The sequence below is a fragment of the Sinorhizobium sp. NFACC03 genome, from assembly GCF_900103435.1.
Lineage (GTDB): Bacteria > Pseudomonadota > Alphaproteobacteria > Rhizobiales > Rhizobiaceae > Ensifer.
Map to the genome: position 1 here is coordinate 1 of NZ_FMXF01000006.1, position 24,902 is coordinate 24,902.

General features: G+C 63.4%; 23 protein-coding genes and 1 riboswitch. Of the genes, 9 read left to right on the forward strand and 14 right to left on the reverse strand.

Going from position 1 to position 24,902, the window contains the following annotated elements; translation table 11 throughout:
* Positions 1–622: 622 nt before the first annotated feature.
* The 4 genes from BLU35_RS10945 to thiB form a co-directional block, all read right to left on the reverse strand.
* Positions 623–2,134: a M48 family metalloprotease gene (locus BLU35_RS10945; protein ID WP_057254890.1), complete on the reverse strand. Its 1,512-nt coding sequence runs from the start codon at positions 2,132–2,134 to the stop codon at positions 623–625.
* Positions 2,135–2,437: 303 nt separating this feature from the next.
* The gene (gene thiQ / locus BLU35_RS10950; RefSeq protein WP_093233070.1) at positions 2,438–3,157 is read right to left on the reverse strand and encodes a thiamine ABC transporter ATP-binding protein; all 720 of its coding nucleotides are present in this window, start codon (positions 3,155–3,157) and stop codon (positions 2,438–2,440) included.
* On the reverse strand, positions 3,154–4,758 hold the full coding sequence (gene thiP, locus BLU35_RS10955) for a thiamine/thiamine pyrophosphate ABC transporter permease ThiP (RefSeq protein WP_058325753.1): 1,605 nt from the start codon (positions 4,756–4,758) through the stop codon (positions 3,154–3,156). The genes thiQ and thiP overlap by 4 nt, the downstream gene beginning before the upstream one ends.
* Before the next feature lie 31 nt (positions 4,759–4,789).
* Complete coding sequence (gene thiB, locus BLU35_RS10960; RefSeq protein WP_058321672.1) at positions 4,790–5,818, reverse strand: thiamine ABC transporter substrate binding subunit; 1,029 nt, start codon at positions 5,816–5,818, stop codon at positions 4,790–4,792.
* A 49-nt stretch (positions 5,819–5,867) separates the two neighbouring features.
* Positions 5,868–5,986, reverse strand: a riboswitch (TPP riboswitch).
* Between the two features lie 145 nt (positions 5,987–6,131).
* Here thiB and BLU35_RS10965 point away from each other — a divergent pair.
* The 5 genes from BLU35_RS10965 to BLU35_RS10985 all read left to right on the forward strand — a co-directional run bounded on the left by BLU35_RS10965 (position 6,132) and on the right by BLU35_RS10985 (position 10,998).
* Complete coding sequence (locus BLU35_RS10965; RefSeq protein ID WP_057254893.1) at positions 6,132–6,617, forward strand: GNAT family N-acetyltransferase; 486 nt, start codon at positions 6,132–6,134, stop codon at positions 6,615–6,617.
* 84 nt (positions 6,618–6,701) lie between these two features.
* Complete coding sequence (locus BLU35_RS10970) at positions 6,702–7,352, forward strand: thiamine diphosphokinase (RefSeq protein WP_057255087.1); 651 nt, start codon at positions 6,702–6,704, stop codon at positions 7,350–7,352.
* Positions 7,353–7,355: 3 nt separating this feature from the next.
* Positions 7,356–9,182 (forward strand): ABC-F family ATP-binding cassette domain-containing protein, encoded by a 1,827-nt coding sequence (locus BLU35_RS10975; RefSeq protein WP_093233071.1) that lies wholly within the window; start codon positions 7,356–7,358, stop codon positions 9,180–9,182.
* A gap of 77 nt (positions 9,183–9,259) precedes the next feature.
* Positions 9,260–9,763 carry a MarR family winged helix-turn-helix transcriptional regulator gene (locus tag BLU35_RS10980; protein ID WP_093233072.1) on the forward strand — a complete coding sequence of 168 codons (504 nt, stop codon included), beginning with the start codon at positions 9,260–9,262 and terminating at the stop codon, positions 9,761–9,763.
* Entirely contained in the window at positions 9,760–10,998 is a 1,239-nt protein-coding gene (locus BLU35_RS10985; protein WP_058325744.1) for a multidrug effflux MFS transporter, read from the forward strand. The genes BLU35_RS10980 and BLU35_RS10985 overlap by 4 nt, the downstream gene beginning before the upstream one ends.
* A 61-nt stretch (positions 10,999–11,059) precedes the next feature.
* On the opposite strand, the gene BLU35_RS10990 is transcribed toward BLU35_RS10985, so the two are convergent.
* Entirely contained in the window at positions 11,060–12,277 is a 1,218-nt protein-coding gene (locus BLU35_RS10990; RefSeq protein WP_057254897.1) for an argininosuccinate synthase, read from the reverse strand.
* A gap of 171 nt (positions 12,278–12,448) precedes the next feature.
* Between BLU35_RS10990 and BLU35_RS10995 the strand changes: the two genes are divergently transcribed.
* Complete coding sequence (locus BLU35_RS10995) at positions 12,449–13,090, forward strand: LysE family translocator (protein ID WP_058321677.1); 642 nt, start codon at positions 12,449–12,451, stop codon at positions 13,088–13,090.
* A gap of 264 nt (positions 13,091–13,354) precedes the next feature.
* Here BLU35_RS10995 and BLU35_RS11000 read toward each other — a convergent pair whose 3' ends face one another.
* The 7 genes from BLU35_RS11000 to BLU35_RS11030 all read right to left on the reverse strand — a co-directional run bounded on the left by BLU35_RS11000 (position 13,355) and on the right by BLU35_RS11030 (position 19,560).
* Positions 13,355–14,149 (reverse strand): ABC transporter ATP-binding protein, encoded by a 795-nt coding sequence (locus BLU35_RS11000; RefSeq protein WP_058321678.1) that lies wholly within the window; start codon positions 14,147–14,149, stop codon positions 13,355–13,357.
* Positions 14,146–15,024, reverse strand: a complete 879-nt coding sequence (locus BLU35_RS11005; protein ID WP_057254900.1) for an ABC transporter permease — start codon at positions 15,022–15,024, stop codon at positions 14,146–14,148. The genes BLU35_RS11000 and BLU35_RS11005 overlap by 4 nt, the downstream gene beginning before the upstream one ends.
* Positions 15,025–15,243: 219 nt before the next feature.
* The gene (locus BLU35_RS11010) at positions 15,244–16,197 is read right to left on the reverse strand and encodes an ABC transporter substrate-binding protein (protein ID WP_058325743.1); all 954 of its coding nucleotides are present in this window, start codon (positions 16,195–16,197) and stop codon (positions 15,244–15,246) included.
* Positions 16,198–16,340: 143 nt separating this feature from the next.
* A complete protein-coding gene (rlmN, locus tag BLU35_RS11015) occupies positions 16,341–17,576 on the reverse strand; it encodes a dual-specificity RNA methyltransferase RlmN (protein ID WP_093233073.1) in 1,236 nt (411 codons plus the stop codon).
* Positions 17,577–17,860: 284 nt separating this feature from the next.
* Complete coding sequence (locus BLU35_RS11020; RefSeq protein ID WP_057255088.1) at positions 17,861–18,364, reverse strand: invasion associated locus B family protein; 504 nt, start codon at positions 18,362–18,364, stop codon at positions 17,861–17,863.
* A gap of 397 nt (positions 18,365–18,761) precedes the next feature.
* Entirely contained in the window at positions 18,762–19,139 is a 378-nt protein-coding gene (locus tag BLU35_RS11025; RefSeq protein ID WP_057254903.1) for a YkvA family protein, read from the reverse strand.
* Positions 19,140–19,242: 103 nt separating this feature from the next.
* Positions 19,243–19,560: a 4a-hydroxytetrahydrobiopterin dehydratase gene (locus BLU35_RS11030; protein ID WP_057254904.1), complete on the reverse strand. Its 318-nt coding sequence runs from the start codon at positions 19,558–19,560 to the stop codon at positions 19,243–19,245.
* Positions 19,561–19,649: 89 nt separating this feature from the next.
* On the opposite strand from BLU35_RS11030, the gene BLU35_RS11035 reads away from it, so the two are divergent.
* Positions 19,650–20,126 carry a low molecular weight protein-tyrosine-phosphatase gene (locus BLU35_RS11035; protein WP_057254905.1) on the forward strand — a complete coding sequence of 159 codons (477 nt, stop codon included), beginning with the start codon at positions 19,650–19,652 and terminating at the stop codon, positions 20,124–20,126.
* Here BLU35_RS11035 and thpR read toward each other — a convergent pair.
* Together thpR and BLU35_RS11045 are read right to left on the reverse strand one after the other, a co-directional pair.
* Positions 20,063–20,653: an RNA 2',3'-cyclic phosphodiesterase gene (gene thpR, locus BLU35_RS11040; RefSeq protein WP_057254906.1), complete on the reverse strand. Its 591-nt coding sequence runs from the start codon at positions 20,651–20,653 to the stop codon at positions 20,063–20,065. The genes BLU35_RS11035 and thpR overlap by 64 nt on opposite strands.
* Positions 20,654–20,767: 114 nt before the next feature.
* Positions 20,768–21,409 (reverse strand): arylesterase, encoded by a 642-nt coding sequence (locus BLU35_RS11045; protein ID WP_057254907.1) that lies wholly within the window; start codon positions 21,407–21,409, stop codon positions 20,768–20,770.
* A 65-nt stretch (positions 21,410–21,474) separates the two neighbouring features.
* Here BLU35_RS11045 and BLU35_RS11050 point away from each other — a divergent pair, with 65 nt between their 5' ends.
* The gene (locus tag BLU35_RS11050) at positions 21,475–22,200 is read left to right on the forward strand and encodes an ABC transporter ATP-binding protein (RefSeq protein ID WP_057255089.1); all 726 of its coding nucleotides are present in this window, start codon (positions 21,475–21,477) and stop codon (positions 22,198–22,200) included.
* Entirely contained in the window at positions 22,197–24,749 is a 2,553-nt protein-coding gene (locus tag BLU35_RS11055) for an ABC transporter permease (protein WP_057254908.1), read from the forward strand. The genes BLU35_RS11050 and BLU35_RS11055 overlap by 4 nt, the downstream gene beginning before the upstream one ends.
* The last annotated feature ends 153 nt before the right edge of the window (positions 24,750–24,902 follow it).

The window sequence follows — 24,902 nt, forward strand, 5'->3', positions numbered from 1 at the left end:
CGTTGGCGAAGCGCCGGCTCACACCGTCGCTCAGCCTGTGGACGTCGAGATGGTCTTTCGAGATGTCGACCCCGATGCTATCGTTCATCATCTTTCGCTTGTCCTGTGCTTGTCATCCGGAGCCGAACTCCGGGTATCCGTTCAGGCCTCAAGGGAAAGACGAGGGCGATCCGACTCTAGCTCGACCCATCAAAAGGTCCGCAATTCCAACGATCCGACCCTCGCCGCTGCGGGAGGGCGGCGACCCTCCCGCAGCGGTTCCGTTCTGACCTGTTCGGCAGCCAATGTCATAAGACAAGCAATTCCAGGAAAAGTGCGAAACGGTTTTCCGTCCGGAATTGCGCAATTTCAAACAGTTGGAGCAATTCGCTGTTTTAATGAAACAGTGAAATGCTCTAGCCGTGCATGTTTTCTTTGGCCGTAGCCGGTCAAAGGACAAAACCATGCAGCACTTCAAAGTGCCTTTGCGTGTCTGACAGGACGCGCGGCGCTGTAGGCCTCAGGGGCATAGTCGTACGGGCTTGGACCTCAATCCGAGGCACTGCCCTGTGTTCGAACATCGAGGTCTGGCGCAGCAGCGAAGGCCGGAGCCTTCAGCAGCATATGCGCCTTGGTGCCGTGCTTACTCGGAAACGATCTTGACCTTGTCGCCCGGCTTCACTGTCGAGGTGACCTGCATCGCATTGATCACCCGGAACAGGTCCAGCTTGCGATCCGTCCCCATCATGCGGGCGGAAAGCGTTGCGATCGTCTCGCCGGGCCTTACCGTTACGACGCGGATGCGCAGAGGCTTCAGCGATTGGGCCTCGCCCTGCGTCATGCGGCGGAACGAGCTGCGCAGCTGGTTCGCTGTCGGCTCGAGCGCGTTCGAACCCTTGGGAACGGCGGTCAGGAAGCGGTAGATGCGGGTGTCGATGCGGATGACCGTGACATCGAAATCCCAGCGATCGGCCGAGGCACGCGCGGTCGCGGCTTCCAGACCGTTGATGTTGATCGGCCTGATCGTGTCGGGCTGCAGGCCGGTGACCCAGCCGCTGGCGATATAGTCGGTCAGGCTGCGACCGCCCGTATCCGCCACGCCGTCGAAGCGCACAGCGATGTCACCGGGTCCGGTCGCAAGGACCGCTTCTGCCTTGTTGTCGATCTGGAAGCCGGTCGGCACGTCGAAACGGATTCCGAGCTGGCCGTGCAGGAAGGTCTGGCCGCGGACATAGCCTTCCTGGGGGCTGTCGCCGTAGAGCAGGCCGTCGATACCGGCGAGGTAATAGTCCCGGCCGCGATCGCCGCTGGTGCCTTCCGGCCCGAAGGCGCGGGCATGCCTGCGCGCAAGGTCCACACGCTGCGGTGCATTCGGGTGGCTCGACAGGAAGTCGAGGCTCTGGTCGGATTCCGGATCGACGGCGGTGAAGCGGCTATAGGCTGCCATCGAGTCCAGGAAGCGTGCGGCGGCGTAAGGATCGTAGCCGGCTTCGCCGAGCATGCGCACACCGATGACGTCGGCCTGGAGCTCCTGGTTGCGCGAGAAGGCCGCAAGCCGCAGTTTGCCGCGGGCGAGCGCCTGCTTGCCGGCGAGATCGGACGACAGCACCTCGGAGACCACGCGGCTGGCGATGACTTCCGCTTCCTCGCGTTGCTGACGTTCGATGCCGTGGTTGGCGGTGACGTGCGCCATCTCGTGCGAGAGCACGGCGGCGACTTCGGAGGCATCATTGGCAAGGGCCAGCAGGCCGCGGGTGACATAGAGATAGCCGCCCGGCAGCGCAAAGGCGTTGATCGCCGGCGAATTGAGGATGGTGATGCGGTAGGACTGTTGCGGGTTCTCCGAGACGGCGGTCAGCGCTCCGGCGATGCGGGCGACCAGCCGTTCGGTCTTCGCGTCCTTGTATTCGCCGCCGTAGCTTGCGACGATGCGCGGATGTTCGCGTGCGCCCATCTTCGCGCGCGGATCGTTCTTCTGGACCTCGTCGACAATCTGCGGATTGGACGAGGGCGAAACTGTCGGCTCGTAGGATTGCTCGATCACCGACTGGCATGCGGAGAGAAGCGCGGTCGCGATCAGTGCAACCACGGCGCGTGCACGCAGCCGTCCGCGTTTCGGCGGGAACCGGTCGTGTGTGACTGTATGCCTCTCCATGCCTCAGCCCGTTTCCCGTCTGTCGCTCCACCCGCATGCAGCGGGGCAATGGAACGACAGCGTTGAAAGTCCTACTTTTTCAGTCCGGCAGCGTTGCTCCGCCGCGACCGTTCAGCCCTGGTCTTGCTGTATCTGATTTCAGCGCCACCTGCCTAGTTTGTCTCGGTAGAAATAGTTGCCCCGTGGTATCACGGCAACGGATGCGCGAATATTCGCGCTCCCGGCCGGATATTTCGCGCGTCGCACGGCGCCGCGGTCAAATTGTGGCGATCGGCTGAGGGCGAGGAGAAACCGGCCCCACCGTCACGCGTTGCCAAGAAAGCGGTCGATTGCCGCATTGTCGCGCCGCTCCAGGAAGCGGTCGAGCATATCGTGTGCAATGATACGCCCCTGGTCGAGAAAAAGCACGCTATCGGCCAACGCCTTCACGTCTTCGGGATGGTGCGTGATCATCAGAATGGTGTTGCCTTCTTCCGCGTGCAGTTCGCCAAGAAGCGTGCGCATGCCGGTGCGCATCCCGGGGTCGAGGGCAGCAAATGGTTCATCCAGCAACAGGAGGGGGCGGTGCCGCACAAGTGCGCGGGCAAGCGCGACCCGCTGGCGTTCGCCGCCGGAAAGCGTAGGCGGCAGCCTTCGTCCGAAGCCTTCAAGCCCAACGCGGCGAAGCGCGTCCTCGATCCTCTTCCGATCTTCGTCCGTCAGGCGAAGTGCCGGGTCGATACCGAGGCCGACATTGGTCGCGACATCGAGATGGGCGAAGAGATTGTTGTCCTGGAAGATCATCGAGACCGGACGCTCCGAAGGTGCCTGGTTGGCAGCGTTCTGGCCGAGGACACGGATCTCGCCGTGGTCGGCATCTTCAAAGCCTGCGATGAGGTGAAAGAGCGTCGACTTGCCGGAACCGGAGGCGCCGGCAACGGCGACGATGCCGCCGGCAGCGATAGTGCAATCGAAGTGCAGCGTGGTCGTTTCGAAACGAATCTCGACATTGCGCAGTTCTATGGCAGCGTTGGGCTCGGTCATGCTTTGCGTCCTTCCCGCCGGCGGACGTCTTCCGCTGTGCCGAGGATGGTGAAGATCAGGCAGAGAAGCCCGAGGAAGAGGGCGAGGCCGGCCGCATCGGCGGTGCGGTAGCTGCCCATGCGGCTATAGAGCAGCCAGGGAAGCGTCACCATGTCCTGCGAGCCGAACAGGGCGACGGCGCCGAGATCGCCGAGCGATAGCGCCATGGCGAAGGAGAGCGCCATCAGCAGTGGCCTTCGGAGCGCCGGAAGGTCGATCCATCGCAGGCGATGAAAACCGCGGATGCCGAGGCTCGCTGTCAGCCGCTCGGAACGCGCCGCGTGCGTCGCCATGGCCGGCGCCAGGATGCGGTGGACGAAAGGAAGCGCCATCAGGGCGTTGATTGCCACGACGATGGCAGGCGCAAAGCGCGCGACATCGCCGAAGGGGCGAAGGAGCAGAAACCAGCCGGCGCCGAGCACGACAGGCGGCACCAGCAGGATCAGCGAGGTACTGGCGCCGATCGCACCGGCAAGGCCGTGTGCCGGCGCGCCCGCATGGCGTGGCGCGGTGACCGTCGCCGCGGCGCGGATCATCACGGCCGCCATGGCGACGGAGGCGAGTGCCGAGGCGAGCGCGATCGCCGCACTCGTCATCAGTGCCCGGTGCACGCTCGGATCGCGCGCGAGCTTCAGAAGATCGGCCTGCAGGCCGGAGACGACCACCGCAATCAACGGGACGATGAGGAAGAGCAATGCCAGGATGATCCAGGCGCCATCGTTGAACAGCGCCGCTGTCGTTGTGCCATCGAAGCGTCGAACGGTTCGGCCGCCGGTCATGCCCTCTTCCGGATCCGTTGCCAGACGTCTGAGGATGAGAAGCAGGACGCCGGTCATGGCGATCTGCAGGCCGGACAGCGCGATGGCGCGTGGCGGATCGAAATCGAAGCGCAGCGCCTGATAGATCGCGACCTCGATGGTGCTGGCAGCGGGCCCGCCGCCAAGCGTCAGCACGAGCGTGAAGCTGGTGGCGCAGAGCATGAAGACGAGGCCGGCCGCGCCCGGCAACAGGCCGCGCAGGACGGGCCATTCGATGAAGCGGAAGAGCGCTCGGGAGGGCATGCCGAGATTGGCAGCGCTGCGCCAGTATTCGGCGGGAATGCGCTCGAGGCCGGCCAGGAACAGGCGCGCCGCAAGCGGCATGTTGAAGAAGACATGGGCAAGCAGGATGCCGAACAGGCCATAGATGCTGATCGGTTGCTCGAGGCCGAGCCAGCGCAGGCCGGAATTGAGGAAGCCCTGGCGTCCCCAGATCTCGATCAGCCCGAGTGCGCCGACGAGAACGGGCAGGCCGAGCGGCAGCGCCATCAGCCGCAACAGCCAGATCCGGCCGAAGAAACGCGGCCGCCGCGCCAGCGCCCGCGCCACCGGTATCGCGAAGAGCACGGACAGCAGAGTGGAAAGGCTTGCCTGCAGCAGCGTGAAGCGGGTGACGCGCCAGATATAGGCGTCGAACAGAGTGCCTTCGTCCGTGCCGCCGGTTTGGGCGAGCAAGGCGGCGATCGCCAGGCCGACGAAGAGCAGGAAGGCGCCGAGGCAAATCGCCCCGGCGACAACAGTCATGCGGTTTTCGCGAAGTGCGAACAATCCGGCCTCAGTTCTTGCTCATGGCAGCAAGCCACTCGTCGATCCAGGCCTTGCGGTTCTTCGCGACCTCTTCCGATGGCAGCAGGAAGGTCTTCTCCGGGTTGACCAGCTTGTTGAAGGCGTCCGGCAGCGGCTCCTTGGTTGCTGCGACCGGCATCATCCAGTTGGTTGTCGGAATGATCGACTGGAATTCCGGACCGGTCATGAACGCGAGGAACTGCTTTGCCAGTTCCGGCTCCTTGGCACTCTTGGTCATGCCGGCGACTTCGATCTGGATGTAGTGACCTTCCGAGAAGGTGGCCGCCTGGTAGCGCTCGGTGTTCTCAGCGACCATGTGGTAGGCGGGCGAGGTGGTGTAGGAGAGCACCATCGGCGCTTCGCCCTTGGTGAAGAGGCCATAGGCTTCCGACCAGCCGGGGGTGACGGTCAGAACACGGTCCTTGAGCTTCGCCCAGGCAGCACCCGCCTCGTCGCCATAGACCGCCTTGACCCAAAGCAGCAATCCGAGGCCCGGCGTCGAGGTGCGCGGGTCCTCGATGACGATCTTCTGCGACGCGTCGCCTTCGACCAGTTCCTTGAGGCTCTTCGGCGGTGTCTTCAGCGTCTCGGTGTCGTAGACGACGGCGAAATGGCCGTAGTCATAGGGCAGGAAGGTGTCGTCGGAGAAGTTGCCGGGCACCTTCAGGTCCTTCGCTTCGATGCCATGCGGTGCGAAGAAGCCCGTTGCCTTTGCTTCCGCCACGAGGTTGGTGTCGAGACCGAGCACGATGTCGGCCTTCGAGGCAGCACCCTCGAGCTTTAGGCGCGTCAAGAGTTCGACGCCATCGGCAACACCGACATAGTTGACCTTGCATTCGCAGGTCTTTTCGAAGGCTTCCGCCACCTTGGCGCCCGGCCCCCATTCGGTGATGAAGCTTTCATAGGTGTAGACGGTCAGCGTCTTGTCGGCAGCGGCGGCATAACCGGTGAAAACAAGGCTTGCGCTTGCGGCCAGCGCTAGCCGGCTAAGTATTTTGAGCTGTGATGAATTGGACATGCGAAGCACCTCTCCCAAAGTTCGTTGTTGCACGGGAAAAGGGCGTATCGGTGCGATCGCGTCTAATCCCTCCGCCGGTATGAGCCGGATCAGGTTCCGCGGGTTGGCGTTTTGACGCCTCTCAGCCTCCGGCCGCCATGCGGTCGGGAGGCACCCCGTTAGAGCGGCAAGAGATTTACCGCTGCGGCGGCTCCATGGCAAGCGGTGTTTGGAATGGGCGACGCATGGGGCGAGCCCATTTTCTGTCGGGCGTTTTCGCCAACCGGCAACTGCGCTATGACACCATCACGCTTGGCCGCAAGGAGGAAATCCCATGCCAGATATGCTAGTTCGACTTTATGCCCTTCCGGCAGAGCCCCAGTCGCGGCTTGGTTCAGGCATCAGCATCCGTCGCGCCATGGCGCCGGAACGCCGTCTGGTGGTCTCCTGGATCGAAAAGACGTTTGGCGCCGGCTGGGCAGGCGAAGCGGAAGCTGCCTTCTCCTCGACCCCGACACGCATGCACGTCGCGGTGCACGACGAAAAGATCGTCGGCTTTGCCTGCCACGACGTGACAGCGCTCGGCTTCTTCGGCCCAACCGGCGTCGATGAAGGTATGCGTGGGCAGGGCATCGGCGAGGCGCTGCTGCTTGCAAGCCTGACGGCGATGCGCGAGGCGGGCTACGGCTATGCGGTCATCGGTGGCGTCGGCCCGGCGAAGTTCTACGAGCGCGTGGCCGGCGCGATCGAAATTCCCGATTCAACACCCGGGATCTATGCCGGCATGCTATTCCCGGAACCGGTGCCGGAAGGACACTGACGGCTTCGGCAAATTGCTGCGATCGCAGCGGTTTGCGGTTTTCTTCGTTTTCCTTCCGCGATCCTTTGCGCTATGGGCATTGCCATGGCTCGATCGACCTTCACCATATTGCTTGGCGGCGCCCTCTCGGTGACCAGCCGGCTGACAGAGCAGCTCAGCGGCAGCCGCTTCGTTGCCGCTGACGGCGGCATGCGCCATGCCCGCTTGCTCGGCGTCGTGCCGGATGTCTGGGTCGGCGATTTCGATTCGACCGAAGACGCCCTGCTGTCCGAGTTCGCCTCCGTTCCACGCGAGCCCTACCCGGCGGCAAAGGCTGCGACGGATGGCGAGATCGCGGTCGAGGCTGCGTTGTCCCGCGGCGCTGATCGGCTGATCTTTGCCGGCGCGCTTGGCGGCAGCCGCAGCGACCATGCCTTCCTGCACCTGCTGCAGGCCGCAGCGCTTGCCGAGCGCGGGCTTTCGGTGCTGATGACCTCGGGCGAGGAAGAAGCCTACCCGCTGCTGGCAGGCACGCTCGATCTCGACCTGCCGAAAGGTTGTCTCTTTTCCGTGCTGGGATTGACCGAGCTGACCGGCCTTTCGATCGTCAATGCGCGCTATCCGCTTGACGATTTCACCCTGCCGTTCGGATCGTCCCGAACCGTTTCCAACGTTGCGGAGGGTCCCCTTCGCTTCAGCCTCAAGAGCGGACGCGCCATCGTGCTTGCCCGCCCCTATGATCTTTCCGGAGCCTGAGCCTTGGCGCCCCCAATTCTGAAACTCGACGATATCTTCTTGACCTTCGGCGGCGCGCCGCTGCTTGCCGGTGCCAATCTGCAAGTGGAACCGGGCGATCGCATCTGCCTTGTCGGGCGCAATGGCTCGGGCAAGTCGACCTTGATGAAGATCGCCGCGGGCCTTTCAGAGGCACAGTCGGGCGAGGTGTTCCGCCATCCCTCAGCGACCATCCGCTATCTGCACCAGGCGCCGGATTTCGACGGCTACGACACGGTGCAGGCCTATGCCGAAGCCGGTCTCGGCCCGAGCGACGATCCCTATCGCGTCGCCTACCTGCTGCAGCATCTGGGCCTGACCGGCGAAGAAGACCCGACGCGCCTTTCGGGCGGTGAGGCGCGCCGTGCGGCATTGGCGCGCGTCATGGCGCCGGAACCTGACATCCTGCTGCTTGACGAACCGACCAACCATCTCGACCTGCCGACGATCGAATGGCTGGAAGATGAGCTTACCCGCAGCCGTTCGGCGCTGGTGCTGATCTCGCACGACCGGCGCTTCCTGGAGAAGGTCTCGACGGCGACCGTCTGGCTCGATCGTGGCCAGTCGCGCCGGCTCGATCGCGGCTTTGCCCATTTCGAGGCCTGGCGCGACGAGGTGCTGGAGGCTGAGGAACTGGAGCAGCACAAGCTCGGCAAGGCGATCGAGCGCGAGGAGCATTGGCTGCGTTATGGCGTGACGGCCCGGCGCAAGCGCAACATGCGCCGTCTCGGCGAGCTGCAGAGCATGCGGGCGGTCTATCGTGGCCACAAGGGGCCGCAGGGGACCGTGCAGGCGACGGCAGCCGATGCCAAGGAATCCGGCAAGCTGGTGATCGAGGCGGAGAAGATCAGCAAGGCCTATGGTGACCGCACCATCGTCGCGCCCTTCTCGATCCGAGTGCATCGCGGCGACCGCATCGGTCTCGTCGGCCCGAACGGTGCGGGCAAGACGACGCTCCTCAAGATGCTGACCGGGCAGATCGAGCCGGACACAGGCACCGTCAAGCTCGGCACCAACCTCGAAATGGCGACGCTCGACCAGAAGCGCGAAGACCTCAACCTGGACGATACGCTGGCCCATTACCTGACCGACGGGCGCGGCGACAACCTGCTTGTCAACGGTGAGCAGCGCCACGTTACCGGCTACATGAAGGATTTCCTGTTCCAGCCGGAACAGGCGCGCACGCCGATCCGCGAGCTCTCGGGTGGCGAGCGCGCTCGGCTGATGCTGGCGCGCATCCTTTCGCGGGCGACCAATCTTCTGATCCTCGACGAGCCGACCAACGACCTCGACATCGAGACGCTGGACCTCTTGCAGGAGATCGTCGCCGGCTTTGCCGGAACGGTCATCCTCGTCAGCCACGACCGCGACTTTCTCGATCGTACGGTCACCTCGACGATCGCGCCGGCAAACCCGGAGGAGCCGGATGGCCGCTGGATCGAGTATGCCGGCGGCTATTCCGACATGATGGCGCAGCGCAAGGGCGCGATTGAAGAGAAGCGCAAGGCAGAGAAGGCGGAAAAGGCCAAAGCCGACGCCGCTGCACCCGCCGCCGATGCGCCGAAGGCCGCCAAGGGCAAGCTTTCCTACAAGCAGAAATTCGCGCTCGAAAACCTGCCGAAGGAGATCGCCAAGGCAGAGGCCGAGGCCGCCAAGCGCGAAGAAAAGATGGCTGATCCCAAGCTTTTCACAAAAGATCCAAACGCCTTTGCGAAGCTCGCGCAGGAACTGGAGAAGCTTCGTGCGGATCTCGCCCGCATGGAGGAGGAATGGCTGGAGCTCGAAATGCTGCGCGAGGAGCTCGAAGGCTAGCCGCAACCAGGGGCGTGTTGAACGGCGTCAGGGGATATGATAAGAAAAGCTTATTATATCATTTGTGAACGATCCTGATGCCCTTCAAACTTGAATCCGAAACCATCGGAATGCTGCTCACGGATGTCTCGCGCCTTTTGCGCGGGGCTTTCGACCGCAAGGTCAATGCCATGGATCTGGGCATCACGCCCGGCGAAGCGCGCACATTGATCCAGGTGGTGCTGAAAGAGGGTATCAAACAGGCCGAAATCGCCACCCGCATGGGCATCGAGCCGATGACGCTTTCGGCCTATCTCGACCGGCTGGAGGCGATGGGCCTTGTTGCCCGCGTGCCGGATCCGGCGGATCGCCGCGCCAAGAACGTCGTCATCACCGAGAAGGCCGGTCCGCTGCTCACCGAGCTGATGACGGGGCTCAGGGAGATGATGGACGCCTATACTGCCGGGCTCGACGAGGCGACGCGCGAGGTTCTCTGCGCCAATCTGCGCATCCTGCGCGACAACTTGCGTGAGCTTGATCCGTGTCTCGCCGGCAAGGAAACTGGCGAGAAGTCCGAGGACAAGTCCGGAGCCTCGCAATGACGCGTCGCATGAGCGAGCGGCGCACCAGCATCATCGGGGCGTTCCTGGTGGCGCTCGGGCCTGTTTCCATGGCTCTGTATACGCCGGCCATGCCGGAGTTGGTGCGGGCGTTTTCGTCGAGCGAAGCGGCGATCAAGATGACGCTGTCGCTCTATTTCGCCGGCTTCGCCTTTGCCCAGCTCGTTTCCGGCACGCTGTCCGACGTCATCGGGCGCCGCCGCGCGACGCTGATCTTCATGGCGATTTATCTCGTCGGCAGCCTGATGGCTGCCTTTGCGCCGTCGGTCGCGGTGCTGCTTGCCGGACGCCTGGTACAGGGCATCGGTGCTTCCGTCGGCATGACGGTGGCGCGCGCGATCGTGCGCGACCAGTTCACCGGCACCGAAGCGGCGCGCATCATGAACATGATCGGCATGATGCTGGCGCTCGGGCCCGCGGTGTCGCCGACCCTCGGCGGCCTGGCGCTCGGCCTTTTCGGCTGGCAGTCGATCTTTTTCCTGATGGTCGGCTTTGCCGCCATGGCCTGCCTCACCGTGCAGTTCTTCATGGCCGAGACCGTGACACCCGACCCGGCCAAGGGCCACCTGAAGCCGATCCTTGCGGCCTATCGGCGATTGGTGAGCGACAGCCGCTTCGTCACCTCGACGCTCGTCATCGGCGGAGCGGTCGGCGCGCTCTACGCCTGGGCGACGATGTTGCCTTTCGTGCTCATCAACGAAGTCGGCCTGACGCCCACCGAGTTCGGCGTCGGCATGCTGATGCAGTCAGGCCTGTTCTTCTCGGGAACGGTGGTTGTGCGGCTCTTGATGCGTCGTTTCACACCGCAGGCGCTGGTACCGGCCGGCCTCGTCTTCATCGGTCTCGCCAGCCTGATCCTTGCTTACAGCATGCATGCACTTGCGCCGAGTTTCCTCTCGGTCATGCTGCCGATTGGCATCTATGCCTTCGGCATCGCCTTCGTCATGCCCTACATGATGACGGCGGCGATGGCGCCCTTTCCCGATATCGCCGGCACGGCATCCGCGATGATGGGCTTCGTCCAGATGGGCTCAGGCCTGCTCGGTGGCGCGATCGCCGCTGCGGTGGGGGTCCCGGTGCTGGCACTCGGCACGATCATTCCGAGCTTCGGCCTCGTCTCTATCCTCAGCTATGTCTGGTATCGCCGGACGGTTCGGCTGAAGCCGCTGGCGGCGGCCGTTGACCGCGAGGATCCGCTGCTGGAGGCGGCGGAGTAGCGGAAACAAAAAAGCCTCCGCGAACGGATCGCGGAGGCTTTGTCTTTCAGCGCTTACCGACTTAGCGGTTGCGCGCAGCCAGCGTGCGCAGGCGCAGCGCGTTGAGCTTGATGAAGCCGGCGGCATCCTTTTGGTCGTAGGCGCCCTGGTCGTCCTCGAAGGTGACGAGTTTGTCGGAATAGAGCGACTTGTCGCTTTCGCGGCCGATGGTCATAACGTTGCCCTTGTAGAGCTTCAGCGTCACTTCGCCCTCGACATGCTCCTGGCTCTTGTCGATCGCTGCCTGCAGCATTTCGCGCTCCGGCGAGAACCAGAAGCCGTAGTAGATCAGCTCGGCGTAACGCGGCATCAGCTCGTCCTTGAGGTGTGCGGCACCCCGGTCGAGCGTGATCGATTCGATCGCGCGGTGCGCGGCGAGCAGGATCGTGCCGCCGGGGGTCTCATAGACGCCGCGCGACTTCATGCCGACGAAGCGGTTCTCGACGAGATCGAGACGGCCGATGCCGTTGTCGCGGCCGTACTCGTTAAGCTTGGCAAGCAGAGAGGCGGGCGACAGGCGCACGCCGTTGATCGAGACGGCGTCACCACGCTCGAAGCCGATCTTGATGACGGTCGCCTGGTCCGGAGCGGCTTCCGGCGAGATCGTGCGCATATGCACGTATTCCGGGGCTTCCTGGGCCGGATCTTCGAGAACCTTGCCCTCGGAGGAGGAGTGCAGCAGGTTGGCGTCGACGGAGAACGGCGCCTCGCCCTTCTTGTCCTTGGCAACCGGGATCTGGTGCTTCTCGGCGAATTCGAGCAGGTCGGTGCGGCTTTTGAACGACCAGTCGCGCCAGGGAGCGATGATCTTGATATCCGGGTTCAGAGCATAGGCCGAAAGCTCGAAGCGAACCTGGTCATTGCCCTTGCCGGTGGCGCCATGGGCGATGGCGTCGGCACCGGTCTTCTTGGCGATGTCGATCAGGTGCTTGGAAATCAGCGGGCGTGCGATCGAGGTGCCGAGCAGGTAGACGCCTTCATAGACGGCATTTGCGCGGAACATCGGGAAGACGAAATCCTTGACGAATTCCTCGCGGACGTCCTCGATGTAGATCTCCTTGATGCCGAGCATTTCGGCCTTCTTGCGCGCCGGCTCGAGCTCTTCGCCTTGGCCGAGGTCAGCGGTGAAGGTGACGACTTCCGCGCCGAGTTCGGTCTGCAGCCACTTCAGGATAATCGAGGTGTCGAGACCGCCCGAATAGGCGAGAACGACCTTTTTCACGTCTTTATGCGATGCCATGGTTTCCGTCCGTCTGGTCTTGGGGAGGGCGGCGATGCCGCGTGCAAATCTGCGGCACTTTAGCCAGAACCTGCGGCGATACAAGCGCTAGAACGCGCCATGGCGCGAATCCGCTGGCAAAAGCGAAGGCGTGGCGTTAGAGGGGGCGATCTTGCCCCGAGGTGACTGACGATGGACTTCATTCCTGGCCTGCCGACCCTCGCCACCTTCGCCGCCGCAACGCTGCTTCTGGCGGCGACGCCCGGCCCGGACATGACGCTTTCGATCAGCCGGGCTCTGGCTCAGGGCAAGAAGGCGGCACTCTTCGTGGTGCTCGGCACCAGCTTCGGCATCGTCGTGCATACGCTTCTCGTCGCCTTCGGCATTTCGGCGCTGATCACCGCTTCGCCCACCGCCTTCACCATCCTCAAGACCGGTGGTGCCGCCTATCTTCTGTGGCTTGCGGTGCAGGCGATCCGCTTTGGTTCGAGCATTTCCGTTCAGAAGGTCGAGGTCACGGAGGGCACCGCGCTTGCCAACATTTCGGCCGGCTTCTGGGTGAACCTGCTCAATCCCAAGGTCATCATCTTCTTCATGACCTTCCTGCCGCAGTTCGTCAGCGCCGACGATCCTTCGGTCACCGGCAAGCTTTTGTTCCTCGGCCTGCTGTTCATCCTGATCGGCATGCCGGTCAATATGCTGGTGGTGTTCACCGCCGATTGGCTGGCCTCCTGGCTGCAGCGCAACAGGGGCGTGATGCGAGCGCTCGATTACAGCTTCGCCGGGGTCTTTTCGGTGTTTGCGGTCAAGATCTTCATGACGACGGCGCGGTAAGCGGACAGTTTCGCCCCTCATCTGCCTGCCGGCATCTTCTCCCCGCTTGCGGGGAGAAGAACACGTGCCGCACTGTTCGGCGGAAACGGTGATTGTTGGGGGTGCTTTCAGGCGAAGTGTGAAGCGGTCATAGGTTGCAACCCACGCCCTCTGCCGAAAAAGGACTGAGAGGCTGCCACTTGTCTCTTCTCCCCGTGGCAACGGGGAGAAGATGCCGGCAGGCAGATGAGGGGCCGGCTGTGACCGCGAGACAGGCAGACCGGATCAGCCGATCAGCAGGGCGTCGTCGTCGAGCGTCTGGCCGCGGATGCGGCGGAACATGGCGATCAGGTCCTCGACCTGCAATTCCTTGCGGCTGTCGCCGGCGACGTCGAGTACGATCTCGCCGCCGTGCAGCATGATGGTGCGGTGGCCGTAATCGAGCGCCTGGCGCATCGAATGGGTGACCATCATCGTCGTCAGCTTGCGCTCCGAGACGATCTTCTGGGTGAGGTTCATCACGAACTCGGCCATGCCCGGGTCGAGCGCTGCGGTGTGCTCATCGAGCAGCAGCACTTCGGAACCCGCGAGCGTCGCCATGACCAGCGAAACCGCCTGGCGCTGGCCGCCGGAGAGCAGATCCATGCGATCGCCCATGCGGTTTTCAAGGCCGAGGTTGAGTTCGGCGATGCGCTCGCGGAAATGCTCGCGGCGCTTGGGGCCGAGCGCGGCAGTCAGGCCGCGCGCCTCGCCGCGCTTGGCGGCGAGTGCCAGGTTCTCCTCGATGGAGAGCGCGCCGCAGCTGCCGGTCAGCGGATCCTGGAAGACACGGGCGACGAGGCCGGCGCGGGCGGCGGTGCCCTTGCGGCTGACATCGGTCTTGCCGATCATCACCTGGCCTTCGCTCGGCAGCACATCGCCGGCGAGCACGCCGAGAAGTGTCGATTTGCCGGCGCCATTGGAGCCGATGACGGTGACGAAGGAGCCTTGTTCGATCGTCAGGCTAACGCCATTCAGCGCCTGCTTCTGCAGCGGCGTACCCTTGCCGAAGACGACCTGGATGTTGTTGACGCTGATCATGCCGCACCTCCACGACGCAGGCGGGGAAGGACGAGGGCGAAGGTGACGAGCGCGGCGGTGACGAAGTTAAGGTCGGAGGCCTGCAGCCCGAGCATGTCGGTCGACAGCGCCAACTGAATGGCGATGCGGTAGAGGATCGAGCCGAGCACGCAGCCGATCAGTGCGATCAGGATGCCGCGCGCGCCGAGCAGCGTCTCGCCGATAATGACGGCGGCAAGGCCGACGACGATGGTTCCGACGCCCGAGGTGACATCGGCGAAACCGTTGGTCTGGGCAAAGAGCGCACCGCCGAAGGCGACGAGCGCATTGGAGATCGCCATGCCCAGGTAGATCTGGCGGTTGGTGTCGACGCCTTGTGCGCGAGCCATGCGGGCATTGGCGCCAGTGGCACGCATCGCAAGACCGGCATCGCTTTCAAGGAAACGCCAGACCACGATGACGGCGATGACGACGAGCACGCCGATGAACAGCGGCCGGACGTAGAAATCACGAAGACCGAGACCGTAGAAGGGCGACAGCATCGTGTCGGCATTGATCAGCGCGACGTTCGGCTTGCCCATGACGCGAAGGTTGACCGAGAACAGCGCGATCATCGTCAGGATCGAGGCGAGCAGGTTGAGGATCTTGAAGCGCACATTGAGCATCGCTGTGACGATGCCGGCGGCAGCCCCCGCGACCATCGCCACGCAGGCGGCAAGCCATGGGTTGACGCCTGCAATGATCAGCACGGCGGTGACGGCGGCGCCCAGCGGAAACGATCCGTCGACGGTCAGGTCGGGGAAATCGAGTACCCGGAATGCAAGAAAGACGCCGACGGCAACAAAGGCGTAGACCAGCCCCAGTTCCACGGCTCCCCAGAAAGCGATTAGACTCAACCCCAGACCCTCTTTTCTACGTGTCGCGCGTGGTTGTCCTTATGGGCGCGACGCTCCCGCCTGGCACATGGGGCCATCTGTGGCCGGGCGCATGTGCGGCTTAGAACTTCGGAGCGGCCCCTCAATCCCAAGGATGCAGGCCCCTCATAGCGAACCGCCCCCGTATGGAACGGAGGCGGGCAAAACGCAACAAACTTGAACCTGAAAAGGCCGAAAGCCTTATTCAACGACGCGCGTTGCGCGCTTTACGACACTTTCCGGAAGGGTGACGCCCATTTTCTCGGCGGCCTTCTTGTTGATCACCAGGTCGGAACCGGCGGCGACCTTCACGGCGATGTCGCCGGGGTTTTCGCCCTTGAGGATGCGCACGACGACTTCGCCGGTCTGCTTGCCGACGTCGTAGTAGTTGAAGCCGAGGGCTGCGAGCGAGCCGCGGGCAACCGAATCCGTGTCGGCGGTGAAGAGCGGCAGCTTGGCTTCTTCAGCGACAGCGACGGCGCCTTCCAGCGCGGAGATGATCGTGTTGTCGGTGGGCACGTAGATCGCATCGGCGCGACCGACGAGGGCGCGGGCCGCACCCTGGACTTCAGCCGACTTGGTGGCGGCGGATTCGACGACGGTCAGGCCGGCCTTTTCGGCTTCGGTCTTGAGAACTGCAAGCAGCGAAACGGAGTTGGCTTCACCGGAATTGTAGAGATAGCCGATCGACTTGGCGTTCGGCAGGATCTCCTTGATCAGCGCCACGTGTTCGGCAACCGGCGACATGTCCGAGAGGCCGGTGACGTTGCCGCCGGGCTTTTCCATGTCCTTGACGAGCTGGGCGCCGAGCGGGTCGGAAACGGCGGTGAAGACGACCGGGATGTCGCGGGTCGAGGAAACGACCGCCTGGGCGGACGGCGTCGAGATCGGCACGATCACGTTCGGTGCCTCGCCGGCGAACTGGCGGGCGATCTGCGCAGCGGTTGCCGGGTTGCCCTGGGCCGACTCGTAGATGAACTTGAGGTTCTCGCCTTCCTTGTAGCCGGCGGAGGCCAGCGCATCCTTCACGCCGTCGCGGGCGGCATCGAGCGCCGGATGCTCGACGATCGCGGTTACGGCGACGGTCACCTCATCGGCACGGGCGGGCAGGGTGAATGCCACCGTGGCGGCAAGGGCGATGAGAAGTGAGCGCATGGGTTGTCCTCCAATTGATTTCCCGCTTTCTTAGGAAACCGGTGACATGAAATCAATCGATAGGAACTGCATCACCCATCAAAGTTCTTCATCGATCCCGGTGTGCCGGGATCGCAGAACTGCAGCGATGCAGGCGGTTCGTCTCAGTCCTCGCCGTGATTGGCAATCATCATTGCTTCGAAGGCGAGGCGGTCGACCTTGCGCATGCGCTCCGATTCCGACTTCAGCTGGCCGCAGGCGGCAAGGATGTCGCGACCGCGCGGGGTGCGGATCGGTGAGGCGTAGCCGGCCTGGTTGATGAAGTCGGCAAATTTCTCGATGTGCTCCCAGTCGGAACACTGGTAGTTGGTGCCCGGCCATGGGTTGAAGGGGATAAGGTTGATCTTTGCCGGCACGCCCTTCAAGAGCTTCACCAGTTGCTTGGCGTCTTCGAGGCTGTCGTTGACGTCCTTCAGCATCACATATTCGAAGGTGATGCGGCGGGCGTTGGAAAGCCCCGGATAGGCGCGGCAGGCGTCCATCAGTTCCTTCAACGGGTACTTCTTGTTGATCGGCACCAGCATGTCGCGCAGGTCGTCGCGCACCGCATGCAGCGAGATCGCCAGCATGACGCCGATTTCCTCACCGGTGCGATAGATCTCCGGCACGATACCGGAGGTCGAAAGAGTGATGCGGCGCTTGGAGAGCGACAGGCCCTCGCCATCAGAGGCGATCAGCAGCGCGGTTTTCACCTGTTCGAAATTGTAGAGCGGCTCGCCCATGCCCATCATGACGATGTTGGTGATCTTGCGGCCTTCGGCCGGAACGATCGCACCCTGCGGCGTGTCGCGTTCCGGGAAGTCGCCGAGCCGGTCGCGGGCGAGCAGCAGCTGCGCGAGGATTTCCTCGGCGGTCAGGTTGCGCACCAGCTTCTGCGTGCCGGTATGACAGAAGGAACAGGTGAGCGTGCAGCCGACCTGGCTTGAAATGCAGAGCGTGCCGCGGCCTTCCTCGGGAATGTAGACGGTCTCGATCTCGACCGGGCGGCCGGCGCCGCGAGCCGGGAAGCGCAACAGCCACTTGCGGGTGCCGTCGCCGGAGATCTGTTCCTCGACGATTTCGGGCCGGGCAATGGTGAAATGCTGCTTCAGCATCTCGCGCATGTCCTTCGACACGTTCGTCATGTGGTCGAAGTCGGAGACGCCGCGCACGTAGAGCCAGTGCCAGAGCTGACTGACGCGCATCTTGACCTGGCGCTCGGGGATGCCCTTCTCGACCAGCGCCTTGGCCATGTGCTCGCGCAGAAGGCCGATCAGCGACGGCTTCTCCGCCTGCGGTGCCGTGCGCACCTGCGGCGCCTTAGCGATCTCCACCCGGTTCAGAATTTCAGTGGCTGCCATGCTCGTGATGTCCTGTCGTACGGGCGTGAGGCCGTCCGGAGAGCGGGTCCGGAGTTCGTCCTGATGCGCGAATTGAAATCGGTCGAGCCATCGAAAGCGGCCAATCAGGGCGCGGAGGCTCTCAAGTTGGGCCGCGCTTTAGCATTGTTTTGGCCAGGAGTCACGAGGCAGACCCTTTGAACGCAAAAGGCCGGCTTCGCAGCCGGCCCAATGTCTGGTTCTTCGCCATGGCTTTCACGCCTGTTGTGCCGCAAGACCGCTGCACACTGCGTGACATGCCTGGACTACTTGCAGGCTTCGATCTGCTTCAGCGCAGCCGAGATGCCCGAGAGCGAATAGGAGTAGGAGGTGGCCGTGCCTTTGCGCGACTTGGCGTTGACCGACATCGCCTTGCCGGTCTTCATCGCGGCGACGAGCGCCGGTTCTTCGGCCGCGTTTTCCACCCAGGCGGAGTTGCCCTTGGTGAACATCACGAAGGTGCGGCCGTCGATGACGACGTTGACCTTGGAGTTTTCCTGAAGGGGGTAGCCCATCATCGCCTGCGGCTCATAGCTGATGTTCTGGCCCGGGCGCTGGGATACGAGGAAGAAGATGTCGCCGTGGTCGACGCCGGCCGGGCTCTTTTCCTTCGGAACCGAGAGGACGTAGCAGACCTTGCCGCCGCCGGCGTTGTAGGAATAGGCGCCCCAGGCGTTGAACTGCTGGATGCGCGTCGGAGACTGAGCGGCAGCCATGCTGGCGGTTGCCAGAACGAGTGCGATTGCGGTTGCGATCTTTCTTACAAACATGAGGTCCTGCCGCTTTTCTTGCTTTTCGATCACCCGAAACAGGTCAGACGGGCGACGCGTAGTCATGATTTGATTTGTTTTGACTTAATTCAGGTTACCAAACCGTCAACGAAGGCTGAAAACCGCGGGTTTAGCCCCGAAATGGGGCGGTTTGCCCCATCTGCCCCAGCGTCTTTCACCCGATGATTCGCGGTGAGCGAACCAAGGGTCGATGCCGGATGCGCGTCGCCTCGGAATGCTGTTCCAGAAGGTTTCCTGCCCCAAGCCATTACATGGCGCCAGCCGCGCCTAACCGTGCGACCAGCGTCATTTGCAAGTCTATGCCACAAAGATTCGGGCAAGAGTTTGACTTTCGGGCAGGAATGGGGCGCCACAACCTGGCGGCCGGCTTTCAACATCAGCCCTCGGGCGTGTCGGCCAGCGTCTCGTCGGCCTTGGTATAGTGCGTTTCCTTGATCTGTCCGCTGATGGCGGCGAAGGCCGCGGTCAGCACCGCCACGTCGTCGGAGAAACCGACCACTGCCAGCACGTCGGGCAGGAAGTCGAGCGGCAGCACGAAATAAGCGAGCGCTGCGAGCAGAATGCCGCGGGTGCGTGTCGGCGTCTTCGGGTCAATCGCGCAGTAATAGGCGGCGACGAGATCGCGGCTGAACGGGATCTGCCGGGCAGCGCGCCGAAAGGTCGGCCAGAAGCGTCGCTTCACGCGCTTTTCCCGGCGCTCCTGCTCGGATTCTTCGCCTGGCAAGAGAATTTCACCGATCTTGATGTCGTCCATCGTCCCGCTTCCGGCGCTCTGCATTTTGATTCCAGAGCATCTTATCCGCTTTCCGCTTGAAAGCGGGATGCTCTGGCGTTTCTCAATATGGGGATCGGCCGTGCTATTTCAAATGATCCGGCATCCGGCCGGCCGCCGCCTTGTCCATGCGCGCCGCCAATTTGAAGTCGAGTTCCGTCAGCCCACCGGCATCATGGGTGGTCAGGGTTACGTCCACGCGATTGTAGACGTTGAACCATTCGGGATGATGGTTGAATTTTTCGGCGACGATCGCGCACTCGGTCATGAAACCGAAGGCTTCGACGAAGTTCTTGAAGCGGAACGCCTTCCAGATCGAGTTGCCGTCTTCGGCTCGCACCCAGCCTTCCATCTTGTGCAGGTTTTCGGCAATCGTTGCCTCGTCGAGCTTTTCCGCAGTCATCGTCTCTCTCCCACACATCGACCTGTTCGAAGGCCGAGCTGCTGCGTATAAATGCGCATCAATCTCCAGTCCTGTCGAAATTGAATAGCATGAAACCGGTCAGAGTTCTTTTCGTTTGTCTCGGCAATATCTGCCGGTCGCCGCTGGCCGAGGGTGTGCTGCGCGCATTGGCCGAGCAAAAGGGATTGGCACCAGCGCTGCAGGTGGATTCGGCCGGAACCGGTGCCTGGCACATCGGCGATCCGCCCGACAACCGCTCGATCCAGGCGGCGCGGCGGCGCGGGATCGACATCTCTGCGCTGCGCGGGCGCCAGGTTCGGCCGGACGATTTCCGGGATTTCGACCTGATCCTCGGCATGGACGAAAACAATGTCCGCACGCTCAAGCGCTTGGCGCCCGCCGATGCGGCCGAGAAGGTGCATCTCTTCCTCGACTATGCGTCCGCCCGCAATCAGGATGTCCCGGACCCCTATTACGAAGGGCCAGAAGCCTTCGAGGCGCTCTACCAGATGCTCGAAGCCGGGTGCTCGTCGTTGCTCGAAAGGTTCGGTGACCGCGCCTCGTGAAGCGGGAAGACCTCTTCCGTGAGGTATGGCCCGCCACCGACCGAGTCGCGCGATGACAGAAGCACGAAGCGCGAGACGGTGAAGAGCGAAGTCATGAAATTACCGCGTCCGGAGAGGTACTCGACCACATCCTCGACGCGGCTTGAGCGCAGCCGGGCGAGCGTCACATGCGGCGTGAATTTTCGCGGATCCGGCCCGAGCCCGAGCCGCTGGCAGATGCGCTCGATCTCGGCCTGAAGGGCGTACATTTCCGGGTGGTTGCTGACGCCGGCCCAGACGGAATGCGGCTTCTTCGAGCCGAAAGCGCCGGTGCCGGTCAGCTGCAGTTGGAATTCCGGTCTTTCGATCCGATCGAGCTTGTCGATGATCTCGTCGGCGGTGCGCCAGTCGACGTCACCGATGAAGCGCAAGGTGATGTGGTAGTTCTCCACATCTATCCAGCGAGCTCCGGGAAGTCCTCCGCGCAGCAACGAAAGACTCATTGCTGCATTGCGCGGAATTTCGAGGGCGGTGAATAGTCTCGGCATGGCGAGCTCCCCGAATCTCTTGCAGATGTCTCAGCGAATCACGCATCGAGTCTGCACGCAACTAGTATTTGACACTTACGAATATTAACGTTCCCTTAACTGTGGACGATGTCATCACTCCGTCTTATTCAAGGTTGCCAGAAAGCGTTCGACGATAGGCAGTGCCTTCTCGACCATTACGCCGACGCCGTCGCCATTGGGATGCATGCCGTCTTCCAGCTTGAGCTTCGCCTCGGTCACTACGCCGTCGAGGAAGAACGGGTAGAGTTCCAGCCCATATTTTTCGGCAAGCTCCGGAAAGATCGGGTTGAAGCGGGCGGCATAGTCGGCGCCCATGTTCGGCGGTGCCATCATGCCCGCGAGCAGCACCGGGATGCCGCGGTCCTTGAGACGTGTAATCATCGCCTCGATGTTCTTGCGGGTCTCTTCCGGCGGGATACCACGCAGCGCATCGTTGGCGCCAAGCTCGAGGATCACGCCCTTCGTGCCATCGGGCACGGACCAGTCGATGCGGGCAAGACCGCCGGATGAAGTGTCGCCGGAAACGCCGGCGTTCGCGATCGTCACGTCCAGGCCCTTTTCCTTGAGCGCCTTTTCGAGCCGAGCGGGGAAGGCGTCCTGCGGCGGGAGCTGATAGCCCGCCATCAGGCTGTCGCCGAACCCCACGAGGCTGATCGTCTCGGCGCGTGCTGCCGATGATAACGCAATTGTCATCGTCAGTGCCAAGAAAACCCGTTGAAATCCTTTTAATGCCATGGGCCTGTTCCTAAATCCCGAATGCCGTTTCTGTTCCCCATTTCGTTCATATAGGGTTGTTTCGCTTGGCCAGCACCATCATCGAACTCAAAAACGCGGATCTGACGCTCGGGGAGGCGGCGGCCTCGGTGCACGTGCTGAAGGGCATGAGCCTCACGATCGATGCCGGCGAGTCCGTCGGGATCGTTGGTCCGTCGGGTTCGGGGAAGTCGACGTTGCTGATGGTGCTTGCCGGGCTCGAGCGGCTGGATAGCGGTGAGATCGTCATCGACGGTACGCCGTTGCATCGGCTTGACGAGGACCGGGTGGCGGACTTCCGCGGGCGCAACATCGGCATCGTCTTCCAGTCCTTCCACCTCATCCCCAACATGACCGCGCTCGAAAACGTCGCGGTGCCGCTCGAACTCGCCAATGTGGCCGGCGCCTTCGAGATCGCGCGCAAGGAACTCGTCGCCGTCGGTCTCGGCGAGCGGCTCAGCCACTATCCCGGCCAGCTTTCCGGCGGCGAACAGCAGCGCGTGGCGATCGCTCGCGCCTTGGCGCCTTCGCCGAAACTGCTAATCGCCGACGAGCCGACGGGCAACCTCGACGCCGAAACCGGACGCCAGATCGCCGATCTGCTTTTCGCCGAACAGCGTGACCGCGGCATGACACTCGTTCTCGTGACGCATGATGCGGCTCTTGCCGCACGTTGCGTGCGGCAAGTCCGCGTCCGCTCCGGCGAGATTGTCGCCGGCGGCGAGGCGGGGCCGCTTGCGGTGACGCCGCGCCAGGAGGCGGCCTCGGCATGAGCGGCGCGTCATCGGTTCGGCTGCGGCCGCTGCTTGCCCTTCGCCTGGCACTGCGCGAAATGCGCGGCGGGCTTAGAGGTTTCTACATTTTCCTCGCCTGCATCGCGCTCGGGACCGCGGCGATTGCCGGCGTCAATTCGCTGTCGCAATCGATCACCGCGACGATCGCGACGCAGGGGCAGGAACTGCTCGCCGGCGACATCCGCTTCGAGCTCAACAATCGCGTGGCGACCGCGGACGAGCGCGCCTATCTCGACAGTCTCGGAACCGTCGCGGTTTCCGCCGGCTTGCGGTCGATGGCGCGGTTGCCCGACGGATCCAACCAGGCGCTGGTCGAACTGAAGGCGATCGATGCCGCCTACCCGCTCTACGGCGCGCTGGAAAGCGAGCCGAGCCGTCCGCTGCATGAGCTTTTGGCGCGCGATGGCGAGACCTTTGGCGCCGTCGTGGCGCCGCTGCTGCTCGACCGTCTTGGCGTGCAGGTGGGAGATGAGATCCTTCTCGGCAACGCCAGGATCCGGATCTCCGGCACGATCGTGCGCGAGCCGGACGCCTTGTCCGACGGCTTCGGCTTTGCCCCCCGCCTGATGGTCTCGGCCGAGGCGCTGGCCGTGAGCGGCCTGGTGCAGACAGGAAGCCTTGTCGAGCACAGCTACAAGGTAAAGGTCGCGGGCCCGGCGCAGCTCGCGGCCATTCGCACCGACGCCGAGAAGCGCTTTCCGGCGGCCGGCTGGTCGATCCGCACCAGCGCCAACGCCGCGCCGTCATTGACGGCGAACATCACCCGCTTCTCGCAGTTCCTGACGCTTGTCGGGCTGACGGCGCTCATCGTCGGCGGTGTCGGCGTTGCCAACGCGGTGCGCGCCTATCTCGACCAGAAGCGCAGCGTGATCGCCACCTTCAAATGCCTGGGCGCTCCTGCCTCGCTGGTGGCGATGATCTATCTCGCGCAGATCCTGATGATCGCCTTGATCGGCATCGTGATCGGTCTCGCCCTCGGCATGCTGATCCCCTTCATCGCAGCGCAGTTCCTGGCAGATTTATTGCCGATCTCGACGGAGTTTCATCTCTATCCGGGGGCGCTCGGTCTTGCCGCGCTCTTCGGCGTGCTGACGGCGCTGACTTTTGCCATCCTGCCGCTCGGGCGGGCACGGGCCATTCCGGCAACCGCGCTCTTCCGCCAGCAGGGCTTCGACCCCTCCGGCTTTCCGGCATGGCCCTATTTGCTCGGCGCCGTCGCTTGTCTTGCCGCGCTCGCGGGGCTCGCGATCTGGACGGCCTACGACCGCTATATTTCGCTGGTGTTCCTGGGCGCGATCGCCTTTGCCTTCATTGTCCTGCGCGTCGTCGCGCTCGCGATCGCCTGGCTTGCGCGCCGCAGCCCGCGGGTCAACTCGCCGGCCCTCAGGCTGGCGATCGGCAACATCCATCGCCCCGGCGCACTCACGTCCTCGGTCGTGTTGTCGCTGGGTCTTGGGCTGGCGCTGCTTGTAACGTTGGCTCTGATCGACGGCAATCTGCGCCGCGAGCTTACCGGCAGCATGGCGGAGCGGGCGCCGAACTTCTTCTTCGTCGATATCCAGGGCAACGAGATCGAAGGCTTCCGCTCGGTGCTCAACCGGACGATCCCGAAGGGCAAGGTCATCGAGGTGCCGATGCTGCGTGGCCGGATCATTGCCTTCAACGGTGAGGACGTGAACAGCCGCAACGTGCCGCCCGGCGGCCAGTGGGTGCTGCGCGGCGACCGCGGCATCACCTATGCCAAGAACAAGCCGGAGAACGCGACGCTTTCCGCGGGCACGTGGTGGCCGGCCGACTATAGTAGCGAGCCCTTGGTTTCCTTCTCGGCGGAAGAGGCCGGCGAACTCGGCCTGAAGATCGGCGACACCGTGACCGTCAACGTGCTTGGTCGCAACATCACCGCCAAGATCGCCAATTTCCGCAACGTCGAGTGGGAATCGCTTTCGATCAACTTCGTCATGGTGTTTTCGCCGAACACCTTTGCCGGTGCGCCGCATGCGTGGTTGGCAACGGTCATCGATCCGGCAGCGACGCCGGAAGAGGAGGCGGCGGTGCTGAAGGCCGTCACCAACGCCTATCCGACGATCACAAGCGTGCGGGTCAAGGATGCTCTCGACATCGTGAACGGGCTGCTTGGACAGTTGGCAACCGCCATCCGGGCAGCCGCCGCGGTGGCGCTCGTCGCCTCCGTCCTGGTGCTTGCCGGTGCGCTCGCCGCTGGCAACCGGGCGCGCGTCCATGATGCCGTGGTGCTGAAAACGCTGGGTGCGACGCGCGCGACCCTCATCCGGGCGTTCAGCTACGAATATGCCATTCTCGGCCTCGCAACTGCGGTTTTCGCGCTGTTTGCCGGCGGAGTTGCCGCCTGGTTCGTCGTCAGCCGCATCATGAAGTTGCCGTCAGACTTCCTGCCGGATGTCGCCATCCTGACCGTCGTCGGGGCGCTGGTGATGACCGTCGGCATCGGTCTTGCCGGTACCTGGCGTATTCTCGGGCAGAAGGCGGCGCCGGTCCTGCGGGAGCTTTGAGCGGTGAAGTTAACCGTAAATCCCTCTCGTGCATGCCGGAAACGGCCGGATGCGTTCGAATCCAGGGGCTTCGGGTCTTGTACGCAACGGGTTTCGGCATCATATTTATCCACAGGCATGCTGGAGCTCCGCAGCGGCGCCTGGGCGTGGAAG